This window comes from Clostridium sp. NkU-1 (assembly GCA_001312405.1).
On record BBDR01000001.1, the window covers coordinates 419,968 to 443,755 of the forward strand.

Annotated in this window: 30 protein-coding genes, 1 other RNA gene and 5 pseudogenes; 3 read left to right on the top strand and 33 right to left on the bottom strand. The window is 45.0% G+C overall.

The features are described from left to right. Positions 1-135: 135 nt before the first annotated feature. The 22 genes and pseudogenes from JCM10519_RS02105 to JCM10519_RS25510 form a co-directional block, all read right to left on the bottom strand. A complete protein-coding gene (locus tag JCM10519_RS02105; RefSeq protein WP_347842838.1) occupies positions 136-798 on the bottom strand; it encodes a class I SAM-dependent methyltransferase in 663 nt (220 codons plus the stop codon). A 20-nt stretch (positions 799-818) separates the two neighbouring features. Next, positions 819-1,938 (bottom strand): annotated as a pseudogene (gene rpoD / locus JCM10519_RS02110) (RNA polymerase sigma factor RpoD). Between the two features lie 123 nt (positions 1,939-2,061). Then, a pseudogene (gene dnaG, locus JCM10519_RS02115) lies at positions 2,062-3,833 on the bottom strand (DNA primase). 87 nt (positions 3,834-3,920) lie between these two features. Further along, positions 3,921-4,931, bottom strand: coding sequence for a deoxyguanosinetriphosphate triphosphohydrolase (locus JCM10519_RS02120; protein WP_054737794.1), 1,011 nt, complete (start codon positions 4,929-4,931; stop codon positions 3,921-3,923). Positions 4,932-5,020: 89 nt separating this feature from the next. Next, the gene (locus JCM10519_RS25445) at positions 5,021-5,125 is read right to left on the bottom strand and encodes an AraC family transcriptional regulator (RefSeq protein WP_347842839.1); all 105 of its coding nucleotides are present in this window, start codon (positions 5,123-5,125) and stop codon (positions 5,021-5,023) included. Next, positions 5,122-5,850: an AraC family transcriptional regulator gene (locus JCM10519_RS02125; RefSeq protein WP_347842840.1), complete on the bottom strand. Its 729-nt coding sequence runs from the start codon at positions 5,848-5,850 to the stop codon at positions 5,122-5,124. Before JCM10519_RS02125 ends, JCM10519_RS25445 begins: the two co-directional genes overlap by 4 nt. Positions 5,851-5,879: 29 nt before the next feature. Further along, positions 5,880-7,634 (bottom strand): S8 family serine peptidase, encoded by a 1,755-nt coding sequence (locus tag JCM10519_RS02130; RefSeq protein WP_054737846.1) that lies wholly within the window; start codon positions 7,632-7,634, stop codon positions 5,880-5,882. Between the two features lie 111 nt (positions 7,635-7,745). Further along, positions 7,746-8,129, bottom strand: a complete 384-nt coding sequence (locus JCM10519_RS25450) for a hypothetical protein (RefSeq protein WP_347842841.1) — start codon at positions 8,127-8,129, stop codon at positions 7,746-7,748. Continuing rightward, the gene (locus tag JCM10519_RS25455) at positions 8,066-8,509 is read right to left on the bottom strand and encodes a SpoIID/LytB domain-containing protein (protein ID WP_347842935.1); all 444 of its coding nucleotides are present in this window, start codon (positions 8,507-8,509) and stop codon (positions 8,066-8,068) included. The genes JCM10519_RS25450 and JCM10519_RS25455 overlap by 64 nt, the downstream gene beginning before the upstream one ends. 47 nt (positions 8,510-8,556) lie before the next feature. Then, positions 8,557-8,880, bottom strand: a pseudogene (locus JCM10519_RS25460) (stage II sporulation protein SpoIID); the annotation flags it as partial. Between the two features lie 209 nt (positions 8,881-9,089). Next, positions 9,090-9,311: a hypothetical protein gene (locus tag JCM10519_RS25465; RefSeq protein ID WP_347842842.1), complete on the bottom strand. Its 222-nt coding sequence runs from the start codon at positions 9,309-9,311 to the stop codon at positions 9,090-9,092. Between the two features lie 56 nt (positions 9,312-9,367). Continuing rightward, positions 9,368-9,955, bottom strand: a complete 588-nt coding sequence (locus tag JCM10519_RS25470) for a hypothetical protein (protein ID WP_347842843.1) — start codon at positions 9,953-9,955, stop codon at positions 9,368-9,370. 70 nt (positions 9,956-10,025) lie between these two features. Then, a complete protein-coding gene (locus tag JCM10519_RS25475; RefSeq protein WP_347842844.1) occupies positions 10,026-10,388 on the bottom strand; it encodes an AI-2E family transporter in 363 nt (120 codons plus the stop codon). Between the two features lie 11 nt (positions 10,389-10,399). Further along, positions 10,400-10,777: a hypothetical protein gene (locus JCM10519_RS25480; RefSeq protein WP_347842845.1), complete on the bottom strand. Its 378-nt coding sequence runs from the start codon at positions 10,775-10,777 to the stop codon at positions 10,400-10,402. After that, positions 10,771-11,196 carry a hypothetical protein gene (locus tag JCM10519_RS25485; protein ID WP_347842846.1) on the bottom strand — a complete coding sequence of 142 codons (426 nt, stop codon included), beginning with the start codon at positions 11,194-11,196 and terminating at the stop codon, positions 10,771-10,773. The genes JCM10519_RS25480 and JCM10519_RS25485 overlap by 7 nt, the downstream gene beginning before the upstream one ends. Before the next feature lie 99 nt (positions 11,197-11,295). Further along, a non-coding RNA gene (ssrS, locus tag JCM10519_RS25490) (6S RNA) lies at positions 11,296-11,476 on the bottom strand. Positions 11,477-11,567: 91 nt separating this feature from the next. Continuing rightward, positions 11,568-11,744 (bottom strand): HPr family phosphocarrier protein, encoded by a 177-nt coding sequence (locus JCM10519_RS02145; RefSeq protein WP_347842847.1) that lies wholly within the window; start codon positions 11,742-11,744, stop codon positions 11,568-11,570. Between the two features lie 191 nt (positions 11,745-11,935). Continuing rightward, a pseudogene (locus JCM10519_RS02150) lies at positions 11,936-12,581 on the bottom strand (HAD family hydrolase). 73 nt (positions 12,582-12,654) lie between these two features. Beyond that, positions 12,655-12,939: a hypothetical protein gene (locus JCM10519_RS25495; protein ID WP_347842848.1), complete on the bottom strand. Its 285-nt coding sequence runs from the start codon at positions 12,937-12,939 to the stop codon at positions 12,655-12,657. A 44-nt stretch (positions 12,940-12,983) separates the two neighbouring features. Next, positions 12,984-13,235, bottom strand: a complete 252-nt coding sequence (locus JCM10519_RS25500) for a hypothetical protein (protein ID WP_347842849.1) — start codon at positions 13,233-13,235, stop codon at positions 12,984-12,986. A gap of 89 nt (positions 13,236-13,324) precedes the next feature. Continuing rightward, a complete protein-coding gene (locus JCM10519_RS25505; RefSeq protein WP_347842850.1) occupies positions 13,325-13,642 on the bottom strand; it encodes a hypothetical protein in 318 nt (105 codons plus the stop codon). Next, positions 13,578-14,348 carry a hypothetical protein gene (locus JCM10519_RS25510; protein WP_347842851.1) on the bottom strand — a complete coding sequence of 257 codons (771 nt, stop codon included), beginning with the start codon at positions 14,346-14,348 and terminating at the stop codon, positions 13,578-13,580. The genes JCM10519_RS25505 and JCM10519_RS25510 overlap by 65 nt, the downstream gene beginning before the upstream one ends. A gap of 155 nt (positions 14,349-14,503) precedes the next feature. Here JCM10519_RS25510 and JCM10519_RS25515 point away from each other — a divergent pair, with 155 nt between their 5' ends. Both JCM10519_RS25515 and JCM10519_RS25520 read left to right on the top strand, forming a co-directional pair. Continuing rightward, a complete protein-coding gene (locus JCM10519_RS25515; RefSeq protein ID WP_347842852.1) occupies positions 14,504-15,121 on the top strand; it encodes a pectinesterase family protein in 618 nt (205 codons plus the stop codon). Further along, positions 15,040-15,468: a pectinesterase family protein gene (locus tag JCM10519_RS25520; RefSeq protein WP_347842936.1), complete on the top strand. Its 429-nt coding sequence runs from the start codon at positions 15,040-15,042 to the stop codon at positions 15,466-15,468. The genes JCM10519_RS25515 and JCM10519_RS25520 overlap by 82 nt, the downstream gene beginning before the upstream one ends. Before the next feature lie 52 nt (positions 15,469-15,520). On the opposite strand, the gene JCM10519_RS02165 is transcribed toward JCM10519_RS25520, so the two are convergent. The 7 genes and pseudogenes from JCM10519_RS02165 to leuC all read right to left on the bottom strand — a co-directional run bounded on the left by JCM10519_RS02165 (position 15,521) and on the right by leuC (position 19,746). After that, positions 15,521-15,979: a YhcH/YjgK/YiaL family protein gene (locus JCM10519_RS02165; protein WP_054737795.1), complete on the bottom strand. Its 459-nt coding sequence runs from the start codon at positions 15,977-15,979 to the stop codon at positions 15,521-15,523. Between the two features lie 164 nt (positions 15,980-16,143). Beyond that, on the bottom strand, positions 16,144-16,596 hold the full coding sequence (locus tag JCM10519_RS25525; RefSeq protein WP_347842853.1) for a cell wall hydrolase: 453 nt from the start codon (positions 16,594-16,596) through the stop codon (positions 16,144-16,146). Next, complete coding sequence (locus JCM10519_RS25530; protein ID WP_347842854.1) at positions 16,511-16,693, bottom strand: hypothetical protein; 183 nt, start codon at positions 16,691-16,693, stop codon at positions 16,511-16,513. The genes JCM10519_RS25525 and JCM10519_RS25530 overlap by 86 nt, the downstream gene beginning before the upstream one ends. Before the next feature lie 17 nt (positions 16,694-16,710). Beyond that, the gene (locus JCM10519_RS25535; protein WP_347842855.1) at positions 16,711-16,977 is read right to left on the bottom strand and encodes a hypothetical protein; all 267 of its coding nucleotides are present in this window, start codon (positions 16,975-16,977) and stop codon (positions 16,711-16,713) included. A 310-nt stretch (positions 16,978-17,287) separates the two neighbouring features. Next, entirely contained in the window at positions 17,288-17,761 is a 474-nt protein-coding gene (gene ybaK, locus JCM10519_RS02175; protein WP_054737796.1) for a Cys-tRNA(Pro) deacylase, read from the bottom strand. 220 nt (positions 17,762-17,981) lie between these two features. After that, the gene (leuD, locus tag JCM10519_RS02180) at positions 17,982-18,470 is read right to left on the bottom strand and encodes a 3-isopropylmalate dehydratase small subunit (RefSeq protein WP_054737797.1); all 489 of its coding nucleotides are present in this window, start codon (positions 18,468-18,470) and stop codon (positions 17,982-17,984) included. Continuing rightward, positions 18,467-19,746, bottom strand: a pseudogene (leuC, locus tag JCM10519_RS02185) (3-isopropylmalate dehydratase large subunit). Before leuC ends, leuD begins: the two are co-directional and overlap by 4 nt. Before the next feature lie 211 nt (positions 19,747-19,957). Between leuC and JCM10519_RS02190 the strand changes: the two are divergent. Continuing rightward, positions 19,958-20,827: a LysR substrate-binding domain-containing protein gene (locus JCM10519_RS02190; protein WP_054737847.1), complete on the top strand. Its 870-nt coding sequence runs from the start codon at positions 19,958-19,960 to the stop codon at positions 20,825-20,827. Positions 20,828-20,943: 116 nt separating this feature from the next. Here JCM10519_RS02190 and ilvC read toward each other — a convergent pair whose 3' ends face one another. The 4 genes from ilvC to JCM10519_RS25540 form a co-directional block, all read right to left on the bottom strand. After that, a complete protein-coding gene (gene ilvC, locus JCM10519_RS02195; protein WP_054737798.1) occupies positions 20,944-21,954 on the bottom strand; it encodes a ketol-acid reductoisomerase in 1,011 nt (336 codons plus the stop codon). A gap of 110 nt (positions 21,955-22,064) precedes the next feature. After that, positions 22,065-22,565 (bottom strand): acetolactate synthase small subunit, encoded by a 501-nt coding sequence (gene ilvN / locus JCM10519_RS02200; RefSeq protein WP_054737799.1) that lies wholly within the window; start codon positions 22,563-22,565, stop codon positions 22,065-22,067. A 259-nt stretch (positions 22,566-22,824) separates the two neighbouring features. Continuing rightward, positions 22,825-23,430 (bottom strand): metallophosphoesterase, encoded by a 606-nt coding sequence (locus JCM10519_RS02205; protein WP_054737800.1) that lies wholly within the window; start codon positions 23,428-23,430, stop codon positions 22,825-22,827. A gap of 1 nt (position 23,431) precedes the next feature. Then, positions 23,432-23,782 (bottom strand): hypothetical protein, encoded by a 351-nt coding sequence (locus tag JCM10519_RS25540; RefSeq protein ID WP_347842856.1) that lies wholly within the window; start codon positions 23,780-23,782, stop codon positions 23,432-23,434. Positions 23,783-23,788 lie beyond the last annotated feature (6 nt).

Here is a 23,788-nt window from a genome sequence, read left to right on the forward strand (position 1 = left end):
TTTACCTCTTTATCACTACGGCCTGCTAAAAGGCCAACATTATCCCAATCACAGGCACAGGCTGGCGGTGCCAGCTGTTCCAGTTTTTTATCAGTTCATCGCACCGCATCCTGTGCCTCCTTATTATAGGCTAATTCAAACTTCAGTTCTTCCATTCTTCTGATCGCTGCGTCGGTACTGCTCACGGAAAGCCCCTTCATGATCTGCCCTAGCTGTTCTTCTTCTTTTTTTTAGATATTCCTTTAAAACAGGATCTTTTGATTCCAGCAGGATCCTGCCATAGCGGTAGGAAATCTCCCGCTCCTCTTTATTACCCGCTCTTGTCTCTCTGCTGATCCCCATAACGGTATAATATTTGCCTTCTTCCTTTATCATAGTCTCCCGTTCAATAAAAAATTCCTGTTCTTCCAGGAATCTGCGTACCTTGTCCAGTTCTGAATGGGGGGATAAGACCCAGTAGGGAATGCTTTCCCATAAATCCCGGCCTGCCTCCAGAATATGTATCATCAGCTCTCCGCCCATGCCTGCTATAACTACACAATCAGCTTCGTTTTCCTCCAATTTTAAAAGTCCGTCGCTTAAACGGACCTCCACCTGAGTCTGCAAGCCTGCCTCCTGGATATGGGCCTGGGCCCGTAACAAGGGGCCCTCCCGCACATCCATGGCAATGGCATGTTTTGCTTTTCCTTCCTGTACCAAATGGATAGGAATATAACCATGATCCGTTCCAATATCAGCGATTCTGCTTCCTTCCGGAACAAAGGAAGCGATCGTTTCCAAACGCTTTGATAGCTTCATCTTAAACTCCGTCTTGTATCTTAATCATCCAGATAGTCCTTAAGCTTCTTGCTTCTGCTGGGATGGCGCAGTTTGCGCAGTGCTTTTGCCTCTATCTGGCGAATCCGTTCTCTTGTAACATTAAATTCTTTTCCTACCTCTTCCAGGGTCCTGGGCCGCCCGTCATCAAGGCCAAAGCGCAGCTTTAAAACCTTTTGCTCCCGCTCGGTAAGGGTGTCAAGCACCTCCATCAGCTGCTCGTGGAGCATGGTGAATGTGGCTGCATCAGCCGGAACGGCTACCTGCTCATCCTGAATAAAGTCTCCCAGATGCTGTCCTCTTCCTCTCCGATGGGAGTCTCTAAGGATACAGGCTCCTGAGATACCTTCATGATTTCCCTGACCCGGTCGACCTGCATATCGGCCTTGCTGCTATTTCCTCCGGCACCGGTTCCCGTCCCAGCTCCTGTAAAAGCTGTCTGGATACACGGACCAGACGGTTGATGGTCTCCACCATATGAACAGGGATCCGGATGGTACGGGCCTGGTCCGCAATGGCACGGGTGATGGCCTGTCTGATCCACCAGGTCGCATAGGTGCTGAACTTATAACCTTTTCGGTAGTCAAACTTTTCCACAGCTTTAATAAGTCCTAAGTTTCCTTCCTGGATTAAGTCTAAAAACTGCATTCCCCGCCCTACATAGCGTTTGGCAATGCTGACCACCAGACGCAGATTGGCCTCTGTCAGCCTCTGTTTTGCATCGTCATCTCCCAGTTCGATTTTCTTGGCAAGCTCAATCTCATCTTCACTGGAAAGAAGCGGAACCTTGCCGATCTCCTTCAAATACATGCGGACCGGATCCTCCACGCTGATACCTTCCGGAACAGATAAATCAATACTTTCCATATCGATTTCTTCTTCATCCTCGATATCTTCTTCAACGAAAAGATCCTCATCCAAATCCAGCTCTTCCCCGCCGATTTGAAGTACGTCTACCTTATTGTTTTCCAGAAAATCATAAATCTGATCCAGTTTATCCGAATCCAGATTCTCTCCCGCAAAAAAATCCAGAACCTCCTGGTTTTCCAGTACATTCCGTTTCTTTTTTGCCAGGAGGAGAAGCTGATTTAATTTTCCCTCAAATGCAGCGGCTGACTCCATAGCCTTAAGCTCTGCAGCCTGTTCCTCTTCCGTTTTTCTTGACCCCACCATCTTATCTGCTGCCTTCTTCACATTCTCGTCCATGTTCTTCCATCCTTCCACAGCCTGCCTATAGTGTACACCCTAATCCAGCGAAATATGCAAATCCTTTAGCGCAGCCTGTTCCTTTATAATATTCTGCAGTTCTAAAATCCCTGCTGCATGGCGGCTGGCATAATCCAGACTGTTTTTTTTCACTTTCATAATTGTTTCCGAAAACGCTTTTTTTTGCTCTTCATTATCTAGGGACTCTTTTAAGCTCGCATGAAAAAGACCTGCGACTGCCCGGTATTGACCTTCATCATGAATGAAATGATTTAAGATCTCGGCCGGATTCAATGTTCCGGCAGCGTGTCCGTCAAAAACCATACTTGCCACCTTGTGATATAGTTCTTCTATAAAATCATCGGGAGTGATCACTCCTTCAATCTTATCAAATAATAATGGATTTTCAATGAGCCAGGTCAGAAGCAGCCTTTGAGACTGCTTTACACCATCTTCCTTTTCCTTTTTCCTCTGGTTTTTTTTAGTTTTCCCTCTTCTTCCCTCTGAGCGAAAACAGACGGTCCCAGAGAAGCACCCAAGCGGTTGACCAGGCGTTTTAAGTCTTCATAATTGATAAAAAAATTCCCTGGATACCGCCTCTAAATAATTCTCCCGTTCCAGCTTCCGGGAATTCCAGAAGTTTCCTGGCCACCTGATTGTAAAATTCCGTCTTCTGCTCCGGATCATCCATTTTATAGTTCTTTTTCAGCACATCAATTTCAAACAGGAAGCTGTTGCGGGCCTCATCGATCCGCTGGCGGAATGCTTCTGCTCCCAGATTCTTTATGAATTCATCCGGATCTTTATAGGGCTGCATGTTAAGCACGCGAATGGATATACCTGCTTCCTTAAGAATGGGAATGGCACGGAGGGCAGCCTTAACACCCGCACCGTCGCTGTCATATGTGAGGACCACTTTATCCGTATACCGTTTTAAGAGCTGGGCATGCTGGGTGGTAAAGGCTGTTCCCAGGGAGGCCACCGCATTGGTGAAGCCGGCCTGGTGCATTGCGATCACATCCATGTAGCCCTCGCAGATCAATATGTATTTTTCCCGTGAAAGCCTGGCATAATTTAAGCCATATAAATTCCGGCTTTTATCAAAAAGCTTTGTCTCTGGTGAGTTTAAGTACTTTGGCTCCCCGGTACCCATGACCCGGCCTCCGAAACCAATGACCCGGTTATTCACATCCATAATAGGGAACATCACCCGGTTCCAAAACTTATCATAGGTCCCCCGTTCCTCAATGGTCACCAGTCCGGTCTGCTTTAACAGGCTATCGTCATATCCCTTGCCTTTTAAATACCGGTAAAGGTCATCGCTTGTCTTATTGGAATAGCCCAGCCCGAACCTGGTTATGGTTTCGTCGCTTAACTGCCTGTCCCTTAAATAACGGTAGCCAGCCTCACCCTGAGGTTTTTTTAAGCTGGTAATAAAAGTAACTGGCGGCCAGCTTATTGATTTCCAAAAGAGTGGACTTAAGATCCTCCTGCTCTCTTGCCTCCTTGCTGTACTCTGCCACAGGAAGCTTCACACCTGACCGGTCTGCCAGGACCTTCAGGGCCTCAGAAAAGGAATAGTTTTCATATTCCATGACAAACGTAAGTACATTTCCGCCTGCACCGCAGCCAAAGCAGTAGTACATCTGCTTGGCAGGGGATACGGAAAAGGAAGGGGACTTTTCATTGTGAAAAGGACAGAGGCCAAAATAATTGCTTCCCTTCTTCTGCAGCTTGACGTATCCCGAGATCACATCCACGATGTCATTCTTCATCCGGACTTCTTCAATCACTTCTTCCGAATATCGCATGAAGCTTCATATCTCCTTTCTCCTTTTCTGGCCATGTTTTTGGCTGTAAAGGGATACCCACAGGGTATTTATCAAAGTTCATTCGATTTAAACCGTTTTCCACGCTTTCGGGACAAACAGCTCTTCAAATTTGTCAATGGCATATCTGTCACTCATGCCTGCAATGTAATCGCAGACTGCCTGTTCCCGGCTTTCCTGGCCTTCTTCCATTAAGGTGCAGTATTCCTCCGTAAGCTTGTCCGGGTGTTCCATATAGTAATTAAAAAGCATGACAATGAGATGCTGTGCTTTCCCTTCTTCTGCTTTTGGGATATCGCTTCTATAGACGTTATCAAACATCCAGGTGCGCAGCCCCTGCATGGCCTTCTCCATATCCGGAGACATGATGATCTCCGGCTTTCCGTAGCTGTTGCGGATAATATCATGGATCAGATTGTTAAGCCTTTCACGGACACTGTGGCCCAAAATACCTGTATAGCATTCAGGCAGGTCCTCCTCAACAAACATCTTGGCCCTGATCGCATCGTCAATGTCATGGTTAATATAGGCAATTTTATCCGATAAGCGGACAATACCGCCTTCTAATGTGGACGGGTGACCGCTGGTGCGGTGATTTAAGATTCCATCACGGACCTCCCAGGTGAGATTTAGGCCCATTCCGTCCTTTTCCAGAACCTCTACTACCCGGACACTTTGCTTGTAGTGGGCAAAGCCCTGGGAGCAGATCTTATTCAAAATCGCTTCCCCGGAATGGCCGAAAGGAGTATGGCCCAAATCATGAGCCAAAGCAATGGCCTCTGTTAAGTCTTCGTTCATTCGCAGAGATTTTGCTATGGTTCTTGCAATCTGGGATACCTCCAGGGTATGAGTGAGCCTGGTTCTGTAATGATCCCCTTCCGGGGCCAGAAAAACCTGGGTTTTATGTTTCAGCCTGCGAAATGCCTTGCAGTGAATGATCCGGTCCCGGTCCCGTTGGTAGGCAGTCCGGATATCACAAGCCTCCTCCTCCCGCTCTCTTCCCTTGCTGTTCTTACTGAAAGCGGCATAAGGACTTAAATATGCTTCCTCCCATTGTTCTGTGGATTTCCTGATATTCATACAATCACATCCTTCGCCCAAAGTTATGGTACATTATATCATATTTTCAGTAATTATAATACCCTATATTAAAATAATTACAATATCCGTCATCTGCCTGCATCCAGATGTTTCCTGTATTCACTGGGAAGACATCCATACCGCTTCTTAAATGCCTTGGAAAAGGCTCTGCTGTCCGGAAATCCATGCTTCATGCAATCTCTCCAATCTCACAGCTGGTCCCGACCAACTCCCTGACCGCGTATTTGACCCGCAGGTCAATCAGATAGGTACGGTAATTGACCTGCGCATATTTTTGAAATATTCTGGACAAATAGGTAGGGCTGAAACCAAAACGTCCTGCCACCTGGTCAAGCTTTAAGTCCTGGTCATAATTTTCCCTCATATACTGAGTGACCTTTGACAGCTTATCGAGCTGCCTCTTCTGGCGGATGACTTCCTTATCCATGGTTTGTGACTTAAACTCCGTAACTAAAAGATATAAAAGTTCATAGAACAGGCTTTTCACCTTCAGGCTGTAACCATATTCCTGTTCTTCATAGATGGAAAACATGGAAACAACCAGCTGTGTCAGTCTCTTATTTTGAGCCTCATCCTTTTTCTCAAAATTCACATAGCATTCTTCTCCCATGTACTCCTCAAAGGCTTCTGCCGGTATTTGAAGAACTATGGTGATATTTGGATCGGGACATTCGATGGAATGGACTTCATTGGAATTGACCAGCACAAAGTCCTGCCTCTCCAGGGGTAAATGGCTGTTGTTGATGTAAAAATCAATTTTCCCTTCCTGGACCAGAAAAATCTCAACGGAATGGTGCCAGTGTTTCGTGACCTTATAATTTCCATCCCTTCCCTCAAAGATAAACATCCGGAAAGGCAGGTCATTATTGGGAATGACAAGTTCATGCCTGACTTCCATTTCACACCTCCCCAAAAGTACTGATTTCATTATAAAGCATTTTGGCCATTTTTCCAATGGCCTTTCCTCTTCCTGCCCATGTTATACAGGAAGCTGTCGCTCACGCATAACGCGCCGTATCCAAGCTCCGGATTGGGATATTGGGTGATTCCGGGAAGGGGCCTGGCACCGCGGATGAAATAAGCCTTTACCTTTTCCCCAAAGAGAAACGGATCCCTTCCATCCACAATTCCCCACTGCATCAAAAGAGCGGAGCTGCCGGTGACAAAGGGAGTTGCAAAGGACGTGCCTGTTACCGATTCATAGCCGCCTCCGGCCCTTGCCGCAATGATTCCCACTCCGGGAGCAGCCAGATCCGGTTTTACCAGATTGGTTCTCCTTGTAAATCCTCTGCCGGAAAAATCCGCATAAGACTGATAGGTGTCATCATAAGCTCCCACGGATATGACCTTGTTGGCCGTAGAAGGAATGGTCAAAGTCGTTTCAGGCGTAGCCCTTAAAAACCGGGTGGACTCGCTCAGCACTCCGGCGGATGGGAGCCAGAGATCGTATTTTCCTTCCACGATCTGCCTGGGAGTCAGGCGGAATCTCCATATCCCGCTGTCTATATAGGTATCAAGGGGAAGGAAATCCATATAAATTTCCTGTGCCACACTGTAGGGGCCGGGTTTCCCATAGTACAGCAAGATCCTGGTGTTTCCATAGTTTATGGTCTGAGGCCCCAGGCTGCTGCTGATTGGGCCGATCACCGCACCGGAAGGCGTTATAATGCTGATATCAAACAAATCCGCGTAGGATTTCCAAAGCTGCACGCTAAAGCTTTGCTGATACTCTCCCACGCTCAGCTCAATCTCTTCAGGATTGGACATTGTCAGGATTCCGGAAATATGACCGCCTGCCACCCCTTCGTTTCCTGTTCCCACCACAATTACCGTCTTCCCGTAATTGGATAAATCATCAAGAAATGTCTCTAAAAGGCTGGTTCCGTCATGGGAACCATAGGTATTTCCAAAGCTTAAATTAATCGCTACCGGCATCTGCATATCCACAGCTTCTTTTACTGCAAAATTGACTGCACGCATAAGCTCCGTGGTCCTGGGAAATCCGCTTTCCTGAGGGACTCCAAGCTTTACAACTAAAAGCGGGCTTTCAAAGGCAATTCCCCGGTATTGTCCCCTGTTTTCCCTTCCGTTTCCGGCCGCTATGGATGCCACGGCTGTGCCGTGTCCGGTGATATCCACGGATGGGACCAGCTTTCTGGCCTCTGTCCTGCTTCCGGTAGCCAGGGCAGCATTGATTTCCTCTGCTGTGAACACCTGGTCCAGAGTCTGATCCCACAGCTTTACGATTCTGGTCGTTCCGTCATTGTTCCGGAAATCATCGTGGTAATAATCGATTCCTGAATCAATGATAGCTACCAAAACTCCTCTTCCCGTAAGAATATTGTTTCCCTGCTGGACCAGATTGACACAAGAGGCCGACTTTGCCTGGTTGATGGCAAAAAACAGCCTCTTTGGTTTCTCCACATATTCGATTTGGGGCACTGAGCTTAACTGGTCAATAAGGGATTCCGGAACCGTAAGTATGGAGTATTCGTTCACCATCTGCTCTACCCGGATTCCCACCAGGGAAAGACCGCTTATATCTCCGGAATGCTTTACAATCACATCCCATGATCTTTCCCCGGGATTATATCCTACGTTTAAATTGCCTGATTTTTCACGTTCTTCAGGAGTTGCACTGAGGGCAAGGTTTAATAGATTTTCCAGCTTCTGATCCTGCATACCACATTCCTGTGCTTTTTCTATCATCCTACGCCGGAAATATCATTCTCATTCCTTACTCTGCTCTGCTTCCCGTACTTGTGTATCATGATAGAAAATTTCAGGATATCTTCATAATTTTTTTCCGCCCTTTGCCATCGCCTGAGCCCCATTCTGGCTCATGCCCACTCCATGTCCAAAACCGCCGCCATAGATGTGAAAAGTTGTAATGTTATTGTCATCAACGCCCTGGTTTTCTATTGCAATATAGGCGCTGGGAAGGGAATCAAAGTTCTTCATGAGCGTCCCATCCAGCTTGGTAATTGCCATATATTTATTTCCAAGCTTTGCTCTCACCTGTCCTTCTCCATTGATGGTCATGATGCCGTCAGAACCCTCGACCCTCAGTTTCTTCACGATTCCGCCTACTCCCCGTTCCGTCACAGTAATATTTAAGATAGAGCCGACTTCGGTGATCTCTTCCTCCAGCTGACGTTGGTGACCGTGGTTTCCCACCGGTACATGGGGAATCCTGAATCATAGGCCGGGTAATCCTTTTTCTTTATAAATTCCTCAAAATCAGAGTTTGTTGACAAATTTAACACTCCCCTGCTGTCCTGAAGAAGACTGCCATCCAGATAGGGGAATAGGGCCGGATCTCCTCCCCATACGCTGCCGTCGGTGGTGTGTCCGCAGGATGTTGAGAAATAAAAAGCTTCAATCGGTTTTTCATTGTAAAACAAAAGCTTCCCATAGGTCTCACGTACCGCCTCTTCTGTCTTTGATGCGGCCTGCAAGTTATTATAAACCTGGAATCTGGTGCTGTCATCCACATGAGCTCCGTATTTGCTGTAGGTGTTGCTCTGAATCTGGCGGTAAGCATAGGTCCTGCACAGACAGCCTGGGCCTTCAAGGCTTCCTTTTCATAGCTGTCAGGCATTTCACTGGGCACGACCTTGGTCAGATAATCCTCCAGGTACAGCTCATTGATTAAAACCAGCCCATCAGCTTCCTTTCGTACTTCAATCGTGCCGCCATAGGCTGGGATACCATAGGACCTTTTTATGGAATTCACGGATATGGAATCTCCTTTTTCCAGAGGCGCTGCTACAATCCGTCCATCCTTTAACCGCTCATCTGCGGTATCAATGATCACTTCCGCCTTTGGAGGAATCTTTACCTCCTTATCTCCATAGGACAATGACAGACCGCTCTCAGCAGACAGGGTTACAGACGGATGGAAGACCGACTGGAAATCAGTGTTCATTAAAAGGACACGAATGCTCTTTGCATCAAATTCCCTAACCAGCAAAGCAGCACATATCCTGCCATGGGCCACAACAAAATCCTGTATATCATATCCCACCAGAATGTCAGAGATACTGCGTTCTTCAAACTGTCCATATAAACGGTACACTTTGAAATCCTTATCCAGCTTCAGGCTGCCATATCCCTCAATCTCAACAGAATTCTCCTTTACCGCAAGAACTTCCCCGTTATCTTCTTTTTCTTTAAGGTAACCTTTTGTAAGCTCCCTCTTTTTAAAGTGATATCCGCAATATTATTGGCAAAATCCTCCGGCTGTCCCAAAGAGGCCTCAAGAGGAAAGGTACGTTCCACGGCCCCTAAGGATACGCCGAATGTTCCTCCCGTTCCACTGGTCAGCCAGACATTTTTATAGGTTATGGAATCTGTCACCGCCTCTTTTAATGCGATGATCTCATTGCCCTTTACCAGAAGCTTTAGCTCCCAGTCTATGTAAGAATCCAGCTGATGCCTTCAAATTGAAAATTTCCCCCGCTGGTATAGGCAGTCCAGGCTGTTGCGGTTTTTACATTAGTGGGAGTGCCATAAAGAAATACGTCAAGCACTTTGATCGTTCCTTCCTTATCCAGCGCTTCCCTCAGTTCTTCATACAAATACCACCATTCATCTGATGGGATCTTCCTGTTCTGCTTCTTGCCGCTTTCATGAATCTTCTTTCCCGATCCGGGAACCAAAGCTTCCGCCAGGCTTTCCGCCTCTTTATAGGTCAGAAAGCCTTCTGCAGTGTCCCTTTTTGCCGGTATTTCACGGGGATCAAGATAACCGCCTGCATACAGGAAATTCATGTATTTCACATACCAGTTATTCTGTTCCTTTTCCGGAAAGTATTCTTGACTTTTGTCCGACAGCATCTTCTCACAGCTTTCTCTATCGGTAAGAAGAAGAGCAGCCGACTTAAATGCCACCCCTCTTGATAATCCCTCCGGTTCCGGTTCACCCACCAGAATAATAATAATGAGAATCAAAACCAAAAGAGGAATACCGACAACAAATCCAATAAATGTCTTTTTATTCATGCGCTCCTCTTATCTCATATATGTTTTTTTATCGTCTTCGATCCGTTCCAGGTTATAATAATCCGCCGTTTTAAGGGAGAGATCTTTTTTTCTTTAAGGAACGGTTCACCAGTCTTGAAATCACGCTGTAAATCACCGCAAAGGTTGGTACCGCAATGATCATTCCCACAAAGCCGAACATTCCTCCAAAAAGCAGGATGGAAAACAGCACCCAAAAGCTGGGAAGACCTGTGGATTGTCCTAATATTTTCGGCCCAAGAATATTTCCGTCAAACTGCTGGAGCAAAAGGATGAAGATCAGGAAATACAGGCATTTAATAGGGCTTACCAGCAGAATCAGAAATGCACTGGGGATGGCTCCAATAAACGGGCCGAAAAAGGGAATTATATTGGTTACCCCTACAATCACGCTCACTAACAGCGTATAAGGCATCTTCATGGCGTTTAAAAGGAAAAAGCATATAATCCGATAATCAGGGAATCCAAAATTTTACCCGTTATGAACCCGCCAAACACCCGGTGAACAAAACGGATTTCATCAATTGCCTGGTTCGCCACTTTCAGCGGAAATATGCTGTAAATGATCTTCTTGCCCTGGGCCGAAAGGGTTCCCTTTATGTTCAGAAGATAGACCATTACGATAACGCCGATCAGAATGTTCTTAAGAACCAGCACCACGCTTAACAGTCCGCTGGAAAGGCTGCCGATTAACGTGGACATGTTGGGGACCAGGTCAGAGGTCAGCCAGTTTTGCAGATGGCTTGTCAGCTGGTCATAGATAGGAATGACCGCCCGTTCCACAGAAGGATTATCCTCTAACATCTTCTGAAGCCACAGGCTAAATCGTTCATGTTCTCGCCCAATGTCTCCTGGAGCCCCATAATGCTGGTATAAATCTCAGGAATGATCATCCAGAAAAGTCCGACTACAATTACAAACAGAAAAATGAGGCTGACCAAGGTTCCCATAAGTCCGGATACGGACTTCACCCCTTTCCTGTTTTTCCACATGGAAGAAAGCAGGCGCTTAGTCATGTCCCTGGACTTGTTATATACCGGCAGTAAAAGATATGCAAGCACTGCTCCGTAAATGACAGGCATCAGAATACCCACGACCAATTTTGTCATACCTTTCACAGCCTGGAATCTGGAAAGGAAGAAAGCAAAGGCTATGCTCAAGGCAATAACGGAAAGCGCTGTGACTCCCCAGCAGATATAGTTCCGAAATTTTGTCTCTTTCATCGAAATTCTCCTAAGTTATTAAGTTTGATTACTGTCCATTATACTCTACCATACTTTTACATAAAATTAAAGCAGCGATTTCTCGCTGCTTTTTTCTTTAGTAACCCCAAAATGCCGGTTCTTACTTATTGACGCCTAGCCGAGCTAGGTGGGCAACCTCACTCAGGTTTCTGCCTTCCACTGCAAACGGAGGCCTGACATCCACCTGAAAATATTGGAATCCCATGTGTCATAATGTAGGTTCAAAAAAAGGTAAGAGTGTCGTACATCTCAGGAATTACTTTCTCATGTTTTCTATGGTCTTAGTATACACTACTTTGATTTGTTTTTCAAGTTCCTTTTCCTGTCAGTTTTAATTTTAATCCATTGGATCAGACAGCAATATGTTTGCTGCCAAGCAGTCTTCCATGCTCAACATACAGTTCCAGGATTCTTAAAAGAGAATCGCAGGATTCTTCATGAATGATCAATTCCACTCCATCTGCAGTGGCCAAAGACAGGACAGAAAGCAACGATTTTGCGTTTACCGTTCTTTCTCCGCAGGCCAAATTTATTTTTTTCCTTACATGCTCCCGCAATCGAGACAAATTCCAGGATAGATTCAACTCCCCAGAATCCGATCTCCACCTTTTTCATCTCTTGTATTCCTCCTGATCATCGTAATGTATCCCGGCTTTTCTGCCGGACCGGCAAAAGAGAGAATCACCCTTTTCCAGCGTTAGAGACTTAGTATAGCATACTATAAAAGATTCTGCAAATCAAAAATTGTTTCTGCCAGAACATCCGCTCCGGCTTCCGTAAGCTCCTGCCTGTCTCCATAACCGTACAACACCCCTACAGAGGCAATTCCGGTTTCTTTTGCCCCCAAAATATCATGCTTCCTGTCTCCGATCATCACCGTCTTGTCCAAATCGGTAATTCCGCATTCCGTTAAAACATAACGGATCACATCGGCTTTTTTTTACCCTGATTTCTTCCATGTCAGCGCCTCCCATAAATAAAAAACAGGAATCCAGCCCAAAATGTTTTAAGATCTTCCTGACAAACACTTCCGGCTTTGAGGAGGCCACATAAAGCTTTTTCCCTGCCTTAAGGAGAGACTTCAGTACATCCAAAACCCCTTCATAGGCCTTATTTTCATACAATCCTTTTTCTGAAAAATATTCCCGGTAAATATCAATGGCTTTTCTTGCCTGTTCCTCACTGAAGCCGTAATACTCCATATAGCTGTCCTTTAAAGGAGGCCCGATAAAGCAGCAAAGCTCATCTAAATTCTCCACCTCAATACCAAAATGCCGGAGGCTGTACTGGACAGACTTGGTGATGCCCTCTTTGGGATCCGTAAGGGTTCCATCTAAATCAAACAACAAATATTCTTTATTCATGGCGCCTCCTCTTTCAGTGTAATTAAGAAAAACAGAGACGAAAAAGGGAGTTCCTTTTCGTCTCTATGAAATTTTACTTTAATTCCTCAACAATTTTCTCAAGTGCTGCCAGGGCATCATCCGGAAGCTTGTCATAGCCTTCCTTAACAGTAGCTGTATTTGCAACGAATTTCACCCGGTCTGCCATACGTGCCTTTAACTGTTCTACATAAGCGGTATCATTAAGGTCCGGAACAAATCCTTCCCACTCAAGGATTTCGATATCAGAGAATGGTCCCCACTGCTTGAACTGGGCGGTCTTATCCACAATGGCTTCCAGGATGCCTAAGGTATCCTTTGGCTGAACCTTCTTACCCATGAAATCACCAGTGTTAATAATATAGCAATCTACATTCTTCTCTTCTACCAGTTTTTTTTAAATTTCTCATAGTCATTGGCAAGAGGATAGGTTCTGAATGGGTTTGCATAAGGTACAACCACCAGGGCATTGGGATCAACTCCCGGTGCCAGTCTTTCCGCTGTTGATCTCTTTGTTGCAAGAGTTGCGCCCATAACAGATGCCAGGGAAGCGCCTTTTAATTTTACTACCGGCGGAATCGTAGGATCCTTCATGATCCAGAAAATAGCATTGACCGGAGCATTGATCTTATCCACACGGTTAGGAGACCACAGTTTTGATTTGATGGCACGTCCGTTGCCGTTTCTGATATCCTCTGTTACCAGCTGGATCTTTCCGTCTTCATCTAAGGTACAGGAGCAGTTCTGGCAGTTAAAAGATATTTGTTATCTTCACAGCCGGTCGGATAATCCTGTGTTTTATCAAAGTATGTGGGTTCCAATGCAACAGATGAGCAGGTGTCGGTATTGATGATGAATGCATCGTCATGGAGAACCGTAACACCATATTTTCCGCCATGCTTTGCATGGGTGATGGTGGATTTTCCTGAGCCGGATAAACCAAATACGGATGCAACATATTTTGAACCATCAGTCAGGTTATATTCTTTCTGTCCGCCGTGGCAGGAAGCATATCCATTGCGGTTTGCAAGAGCCCAGGCCATAGTAAGGGTGCCTTTTTTTGTGCTCACCGAAGTATCTCATACCCAGGATTGCAGCACAGTTCTGGTCCGTATTAAAGTAGCATAAACACTTTGGATCACTTAAACAGGAGAGATCGACTCCGGGACGGTCAGAACCGTTCCACTGAGGATCAGAGAAGATAAAGATATCAGCTTCTTTTCCATCACCGACCGGCTTGGAAGTCTTATACATTTTCGCATATTCATCAGACATATACTGGAAGTTTAACATCCAGTTATACAGGATATTTTCTTCACCTTCCGGAATAAGGAGGTGTGCTTTCACCATGAATTCAGGATCAAGACCTACAAAAACCTGTGCATGATACATTGTTTTCCAGCGGGTTTCATAAACTGCGTCCATAACAACCTTGTCAAGAGCACCGCAATTTACACCGGGTTCTCCTGCGATTCTTCTTGCAGTCGCATAGCGTCCGGTAATCGCACCATCATTAAATAAGAGAACCTTGGCATCCTTATCAAGGCCAAATTCCTCTCCTCTGTATACAGGCATGTCCGTTACAACGGTTCCTGGTGAATTCTTCGCCAGATCATATGCCTCTCTAAGAGTATTGATTTTAATTACGTTGTTTCCATAAAACGGAGCTTCAATGATCGAACGCGTAGTTGCAAAACCTGGTTGGCCTTTTCCAATTTCATTGATTGGATAATATGCTTTTGTTGACATAGAATAATCCTCCTTTTATAAAATCCAAATTTGTGACTATTATCTCACTTTGTTAAGAAAAAGTCAATGATTTTGATTGCAATTTTCATATAAAATGGATATATTTAATATATAAATATGCATTTTGTGTACAATAATCAAAAGAGAGGATAATTATGATTCATATTTCTAAAGATGGCACTGGAGATTTTAAAAGCATTGGAGAAGCGCTCCGCTCTCTTCCAGCCGATCATACCGGGGAGCACCTCCTCTATATTCACAAGGGCTTTTATGAAGAACAGATTACCGTAAGGGCTCCTCACGTAACCTTTGTTGGGGAAGATGCGGAAAGCACCATTCTCTCCTGCGGCCTTTATGCCCGCATGACCATGGAGGATGGAATGAAACGGGGCACCTTCCGCACCTATTCCTGCCTGATCGATACCCATGATTTTACGGCCAGGAACCTTACATTTGAAAACAGCGCGGGAACCGGCACCGACGTTGGACAGGCTCTGGCCTTTTATGCCGATGGGGACCGTTTGCACTTTGAAAACTGCCGGTTCCTGGGAAACCAGGACACTCTTTTTACTGGTCCTCTTCCTCCAAAAGAAATCGAACCGAATGGTTTTATCGGACCAAAGCAGCATTCCCCCCGGATCAATGGCCGGCACTATTATAAAAACTGTTACCTCGAAGGGATATTGACTTTATTTTCGGCAGTGCCACCGCTTATTTTGAAGGCTGTACCTTTTTTTCCAAGTACACAGGAATGGAGATCAGCAGCTATGTGACTGCTGCTTCCACTCCAAAAGATCAGGAATATGGCTACGTCATGGCAAACTGCCGCTTTGAAGGCAATTGTCCCGCCGACAACGCTTATCTGGGACGTCCCTGGAGGGAATATGGAAAAACCGTGCTTTTAAACTGCTTTATGGATGATCATATCTGCAAGGAAGGCTGGCATGACTGGAACAAGGAAGCTGCCCATAAACATGCCTTCTATGGGGAATACGGCAGTTACGGTCCTGGTGCCGTAATGGAAAAACGGCCGGACTGGATTCACCGGCTGACAGAGGCTGATCTTGAAAAATTCACAAAAGAAGCAGTCTTGTCCGGTTCTGATGGCTGGAACCCATAAAATAAAAACGGGAACTGGTCCTTTGCGCAAAGGATTGGTTCCCGTTTTCTAATCAGTTTTCTTTGATTTTAACAATCACCTTTTTAATCATAGCTGGTTCACTTACAGCTGCCTTTGGCTTATGACCATCCCAGGGATTGAAAATCATATATTCTCCAGCCTTTACAACTACCTTTAAGCCTGGATTTTCATTGTCGTAAAATACAACATCTTTTTCTTCGTTATAAGGTACCTTTTCTGCCAGTTCATCGATCCTTGCATATGTCATGGTTTCTGAACCGGATATCATATATTGAATATCTGTATAATTATGGTGAGCTTCGTACTTGGCTTCCTCCCAGGGAACCGTTGTGTACTCTGTTACATTAGCGAAAACATTCTTACCGTCAATTTCATATTTGCCTGGCACCAGGCTCTCTAAATCTGTATTTTTAAGAAAATCAACTGCCTTTTCGTATCTTCCATCCACTCCAAGGTTTCTGTAAAAATCAAGGTTTTTTTGCTGAGTCAAAAATCATAATCATACTCTCCTTTTATGTATCGTATAGTTTGGCCGCAGATCCAAAGGGTACCTGCCATGCACATATAGTATACACCTAAAGCAGAATATTCTACAATGTTTTTATTTAAAAAAATTCATGGTTGCCGTGCTGGAACAAATAGGTCAGATGGGAATCAAACCAGCTTATAGCTCCTCTCCTGGAGCCTCCCCGATTCATAAAATACAGGGCTCCGTTGGAATAATCCTCTCCCGCCAGCACGATCAACACACTGTTTCGTATCATCTGTCACTTTTACGGAATTAATACTGCCGTTTGATACCGGTGAAAATTGGGAGGGTTCGTAGACGACTCCTTTCACCGTGTCGGGAAATTCCCCGTTCTTTACGCGGTTTAAAATCACATTGGCCACAAGGATCTTTCCCTTGTCGTCGCATACTCCGGCCTCCGCCTGCACGATCCGCAGTAAGACCTGATAATCGTCCGTAGACACCGATGTGGCATGAAGGGCCCTTTCTTTCTCTGCCTTTATGGCTGCCGCTTCAGCCGCCTTTCTTGCTTCTTCCGCTTTTTTTAGCAGCTTCCTCTGCCTGCCGTTTTGCCTCTTCTTCCAAAGCGATCCTGGCATTGATCCGTTCTATCTCTGCCCTGGATTCTTCTTGCAGCGCCTGCTTTTGGATTACCTCTTTTTCCAGAAAATTACCGGCAAGCTGCTGTGCCTGCATTCTGGCTTCCGTAAGTTTTATTTGAGTTTTTTTTCCTGGTTAAGGGTTTCTTCTTTCACTTCTTCATTATCCGGAGAGTCTTCCGGTTCCGGCGTTTCTGCAAATGCCGTTAAAGCATTCCTGCCGCCGCTTCCAAATCCCGTTGAGGTAAACGCCACAACAGTAATAATTGCCGCACCCGCCATAAAAACTGCGGAAGAACGATACATCCGCTTTGTGACCTTAAAGGCCATCCCTCTGAAGAATTGACAAATCTGCTGAAGGATAGAGCGTAGTGTAAGCATATATACACCTCTTTCTCATATATCACTTGCCTGGGCTGGTTACATTTCACAGCCGTTTCCTGGTGACGTCCGTAATTATAGAAGAAGCCTGCTAAAAAAAGTCAATGCCTATTTAACATTTTTGTGATATTTTAATTTCTATTTTTTCAACTCCTTTTTTTGTTTTATACATTATGCACTATATATTTGTGCTTTCACCCTCATTCTTTATGCTACTATTATAGTAACATTTTACAATAGTGTTACATTTATGTTAATTATTCAACATCACCAGTTAGACTTGTCCCTGTCTTTCTTTGTTTTATGTAAACTAATCCTGTATTAGTGAAGCAAATTTGCCCTTTATAAAATCAACGAGGGTCTGGGGAGAAATGACGATTTGCTGCCCTCTTAGGCCTCCGCTGACGACAATTTCCCCGTAGGAACGGGCTGATTCTTCGACAAAGGCAGGAAATTGTTTTTTCATGCCGATAGGAGAACAGCCTCCCCGAATGTATCCGGTGACTCCCTGCAAATCTTTCATCGGAATCATCTCCACCTTCTTATCTCCGGCAGCTTTCGCCGCTTTTTTTAAATCCAGTTCCCCGTCAACCGGAATGCAGCAGACCAGATATCCTATTTTCTCTCCTTTTAATACAAGAGTTTTAAATACGCTCCCATGATCCGCCCCCATCATATCCGCTGCGTGGCTGCCGGACAGATCCTGCTCGTCCACTTCGTATTCTCTTGTGGTATATAAAATTTTTGCCTTGTCAAGCATTCGCATTGCATTTGTCTTTACCATATAAATCAACTCCTTAAATTTTTTCTTATTATAATACGCATTTCCATTATTTGCAATGTCAGGAAGTCAATACTCCACAGCAAGCTTCAGGATATTGACCCGCGAGCAGCCGCCAAAGTCAAGGAAGCTTGACCTTAGCTCGCTGTCATCCCGTAAAAAAAGTCCGTAACTGCCGGACACAATTCCTGGCAATTACGGACCGATTTTCCATGGAAACCATCTATTTCTTCTTATTAATATAGGGAAACAACCCACCTGCTGAAATGATCTCCTGCATAAAGGGTGGAAATGCCTGCCCCTCAAAGGATTCTCCGGTGGTCTTGTTGGTGATGATACCGCTGTCAAAATCTACTGTAACCTCATCTCCTGCCTGAATGGCTCTGGCAGCTTCCGGACATTCTATAATAGGAAGGCCGATATTAATTGCATTCCGGTAGAAAATCCTGGCAAAGGTCTCGGCAATGACACAGCTTATTCCGGCACACTTGATTACCAGAGGGGCGTGCTCTCTGGAAGAACCGCATCCAAAATTCTTATTTGCGACAATAATGTCCCCTTTTTTTACATTGGTTACAAAATCCTTGTCAATATCTTCCATGCAGTGCTTTGCCAGCTCATTCCCATCTGTGATATTCAAATATCTGGCAGGAATGATAACATCCGTATCCACATTATCTCCGTATTTAAAAACAGATCCACATGCCTTCATATTTTATAACCTCCTATAATCAGTTCGCCCGGCGCAGATATATGGCCGGTAACCGCGCTTGCAGCCGCCACCGCAGGACTGGCCAGATATACCTCTGAATCCACATGACCCATCCGCCCCACAAAATTACGGTTGGTGGTGGAGATACAGCGCTCTCCTGCCGCCAGGATTCCCATATAGCCGCCAAGACAGGGACCGCAGGTCGGGGTGCTTACCACAGCTCCGGCTTCAATAAAGATTTCTAAAAGGCCTTCTTTCATGGACTGCAAATAGATTTCCTGAGTGGCAGGAATTACGATGCAGCGCACATTTTTTGCCACTTTATGTCCTTTCATAACAGCGGCTGCGATTCTCATATCGTCAAGCCTGCCATTGGTACAGGAGCCGATCACAGACTGATCAATCTTAATCTCCCCAAAGGAGCCATGGTCCTGGTATTTTCAGGAAGGTGGGGAAAGGAAACTGTTGGCTCTAATTTGGATAAGTCAATGGTATAAACTGCCTCATATTCGGCATCCTCATCTGCCTCATAAATTTTGTAATCACGCTCCCCGTGGTCTTTTATGTATTGAATACATAAGTCATCCACCGGGAAAATGCCGTTCTTTCCTCCGGCTTCAATGGCCATGTTGCAGATGGTAAAACGGTCATCCATTGATAAATTCCTGATGCCATCTCCTGAAAATTCCATAGACTTATATAAGGCGCCGTCCACACCGATCATGCCTATGATATGCAAAATAACATCCTTGCCGCTGACCCATTTGGAGGGTTTCCCCACAAGTTCAAACTTTATTGCGGTCGGCACTTTGAACCAGGCTTTTCCAGTTACCATGCCTGCCGCCATATCCGTACTGCCCACACCGGTGGAAAAAGCTCCCAATGCTCCATAGGTGCATGTATGGGAATCCGCTCCAATGACTGCATCTCCCGCAACCACCAACCCCTTTTCCGGAAGAAGGGCATGTTCGATTCCCATCTGCCCTACGTCGAAATAATTGGTAATTTCGTGTTTGCCGGCGAAATCACGGCAGCATTTACAATTTTCTGCGGATTTAATATCCTTATTAGGAATAAAATGGTCCATAACCAGGGCAATCTTATCTTTATGAAAGATGGTTTCCTTATGAAACTTCTCCATTTCCTTAATGGCAACCGGAGATGTAATATCATTTCCCAATACCAGATCCAGCTCCGTTTCAATCAGCTGTCCTGCCTTTACCTGGGAAAGCCCTGCATGGGCTGCCAATATTTTCTGGGTCATCGTCATTCCCATCGACTGCGTCCTCCTGTTAATTTATCACTATTAAAGTTCAGCCATGCTATACACCATCTGGCGGAAAGAACATGTTTCCTGACCAAACTGTAACATCTTTTTCTTGCTTTACATTCTAACATACTTATTGATATAATAGAAATACATAATATGAATATTTAATATAATAGCTAGTTATAAGATAGGAAGAAAAATGAGAGGAGACCTTAACATGGATCATAACCTTTCCCATTATAAGATATTTTATGAAGTTGCCAAAGCCGGAAATATCTCAAAGGCTGCCAAAGAGCTTTACATCAGCCAGCCTGCCATCAGCAAATCCATCAGCAAGCTGGAAGACAGCCTGGACGTGGCCTTATTTACGAGAAATTCCAGAGGTGTCCAGCTTACGGAAGAAGGAAAGCTTCTATATAATCATACAAAAGCAGCCTTTGAAGAATTAAACCGCGGGGAACTGGAACTGAAGCGGGTGAAGGATTTTAATATCGGACACTTAAAAATCGGTGTCAGCAATACTCTTTGCAAGTATTTACTTCTTCCTTATTTAAAGGGATTCATTGAGAAGTATCCTCATATTAAGATTTCTATTGAAAGCCAGTCCACTTCCCATACAATCACCATGCTGGAACAACAGCGGATTGATTTGGGACTGATTGCAGAACCGGCCAACCGACGCCCCCTTTTGTTTCAGCCGGTTATGGACATCCATGATGTTTTTGTGGCTACAAAGTCTTATCTGGATAACCTGTATTTGAGGGAAGGGCCGGATGCAGACCTTTTCCAGACAGGAAATATTCTTCTTTTGGATAAGAACAATATGACCAGAAAGTACATTGACGAATATCTGAATGAAAATCAGATTGTGCCAAATCAGCTTTTGGAAGTCACCACCATGGATCTGCTGATTGAATTTGCTAAAATTGGACTGGGAATCGGATGTGTGATCAAGGAATTTGTCCAGGAAGAGCTGGACCGGGGAGATTTGATCCAGATTCCCATGGAATCGGCCATAAGGAAAAGAACCGTTGGGTTCGCTTATAATCCCAGCGGGTTATCCACTGCTATGGAGAACTTTTTTTGATGCCATGCGAGGGGCAGGGATCCATACTTAAAAATTTCTACAATCAAAAAGCCTAGAAAAAGATTTGCTTTTTCCAGGCTTTTCTACTAACAGGCCGCTGCCTGCAGATATAAATTTTAGTTATCAATCAGCTTTCCGCCATCGTTCCAGCTGTAAAGCTTGCGGAGTTCGCTGCCTACCTTTTCTAACTGGTGGGAAGCTTCTTTCTTTCTAACAGCGTTAAAGTGAGCACATCCAACCTGGTTCTCTAAGAGCCAGTCTTTTGCAAAGGTTCCATTCTGAATATCTGCAAGAACCTGTTTCATTGCCTTCTTGGTCTCATCGGTAATGATCTTTGGTCCTGTGATGTAATCACCGTATTCGGCAGTATTGGAAACAGAATATCTCATGCCTGCAAAGCCGCTTTCAAAAATCAGGTCCACGATCAGCTTCATCTCATGGATACATTCAAAATAAGCATTCTCCGGAGCATATCCTGCTTCTACCAAAGTTTCAAAGCCAGCCTTCATCAGTGCGCATACACCACCGCACAATACGGCCTGCTCACCAAAAAGGTCTGTTTCTGTTTCATCTTTAAAGGTTGTTTCCAGTACGCCAGCTCTTGCGCCGCCCAGAGCCAATGCATAAGCAAGTGCCTTGTCCTTTGCCTTGCCTGTGTAATCCTGATGAACAGCAATGAGACAGGGAGTTCCTCTGCCCACCAGATATTCATTTCTTACGGTATGGCCGGGAGCCTTTGGTGCGATCATGGTAACATCAACATTCTTCGGAGGAACGATCTGTCCAAAATGAACGGCAAAGCCATGGGCAAACATCAGCATGTCCCCATCCTTTAAATTAGGCTCTACAGATTCCTTGTACATAGCAGCCTGCTTCTCATCGTTGATTAAGATCATAATGATGTCGGCTTTTTTTGCAGCTTCTGCAGCTGTATAAACGGTTAATCCCTGTGCCTCTGCCTTTGCCCAGGAACTGCTTCCCTCATAAAGCCCTACAATGACATCGCATCCGGACTCCTTTAAATTAAGCGCATGGGCATGGCCCTGGCTGCCGTATCCAATCACTGCAATGGTCTTACCCTCCAATAAGGATAAATTGCAATCTTCCTGATAGTAAATCTTTGCCATCTTTTATTTCCTCCTCATATACTGACTCTTGATATATTTTGTTAAAGGAACCATGCTGACGGCTCACTGTCCGCCTCCCACAATACCTCTAGCTTACAATTCCAGACTGCCTAAGGCAGATAGCGAATGTCGTCGGAGCCTCTGGAAAGCCCTGTGAGGCCGGTTCTCGCAAGCTCTAAAATCTCGTAATCTTCAAGCAGGTTAAGAACTGCATCAAGCTTGGACTGATCTCCTGTCAGCATGACGGTTACGGAATCCCTTCCAACATCCACAATGGTGGCTCTGAAAATATCGGCTATGGCACAGATCGCCTGACGCTCACTGGCATTGGCATGTACCTTGACCAGAATAAGTTCCCTGTAAACAGAATAACCTGGCTTTAATTCCTTGATATCCCTTACGTCTTCCAGCTTTCTAAGCTGTTTTTCAATCTGGTCCAATATCTCCTGATCGCCTGTGGACACCACTGTCATTCTGGAATATCTCTCATCCGCAGTCACACCCACCGTAAGGCTTTCAATGTTATAGCCACGGCGGCTGAACAGTCCGGCCACACGGCTTAATACACCGGAGGTGTTATCAACCAACAATGATAATACGATTCTTTCCATCCATATCCCCGCCTTTTTGTATAATAACTTAAATGATAGCAATCCAGCATCTTTTTGTCAACTAAATAATAGGAATGTGTACTATAATTTGAAGTTATACCTAAAATACAGATTACACAAAAGGCTGCGTCTTTTCATACGCAGCCCTCTTTTTCCATTCCTACTATTCTCTAATATACTTGCACTTTCTTTTCCTGGCTTGACCTGGGGGATTCCATATCCCCATACCCTAAAATGCAATGACTTCAGGTCCAGCCTATTACGGGTTTTCCGGATAATCAATAATATAATATTCATAGGCGTTTACAACCTTTGTGCCGCCATACTGGTCCTCTCTCTTAAAGCTCTTTCCATAATTGGCATGGACATGTCCATGAAGAAAATACTTGGGACAATACTTGTCCATCAGTTCCTTAAAGCAGGAAAACCCCTGATGAGGCAGGTCCGGCAGGTCGTTTAGCTGAAATGCCGGAGCGTGGGTGACAAGAATATCAAAGCCTTTGTTCTTTTTAAGCTTCCACCACATTTTTTTGATTCTCCGCTCCATTCCCCGTTCTGTGTACTGGTTCGGCGAGCCTGGAATGTACTGCATGGAACCGCCCAGACCCATAATCCGGATTCCCTGGTAGGTTATAATATCATCTTCAATGCAGGTGCAGCCCTCTGGCGGGCCATCCTCATACCTGCCATCGTGATTTCCCCGGACATAAAAGACCGGGGCATGGGAAAATGTTGCAAAAAATGTAAGGTAATTCGCTCTTAAATCTCCGCAGGAAATAATTAAATCAATGTCCTTTAATTTTTCCGGTGAATAATATTCATAAAGTGATTTTGACTCATGGTCAGACAGTACCAGGATCTTCACGCTATTCCTCCATATCCGTGTTCTCGTATATTGTCTGTCCCTGGAGACGTACCAGAGACCGAGCCTCTTCCGTAAGCTCATCAAATGCCGGAATCTGTCCCACCACATTTTCTGTCAGCCAGTTCATGGTGGTTATTTCCTCCGGAGTAAGACTTTCGTTTTCCCCGCACTGGATTTGTCCGTCCTGAGAATAAATAGTTCCTTCAAAAGGCTGAAAGCTTCCAGCCCGTATAGAATTCCTTAAAAATGTAATCAGCCGGCTTGTTCCGTGAGGCAGATTGTGAGAGCAGATGACATCGATCACATCTGCCGACATCCCCCACCAGTAATTGATGGCCTGTTTCCCCTTCATTTCTTT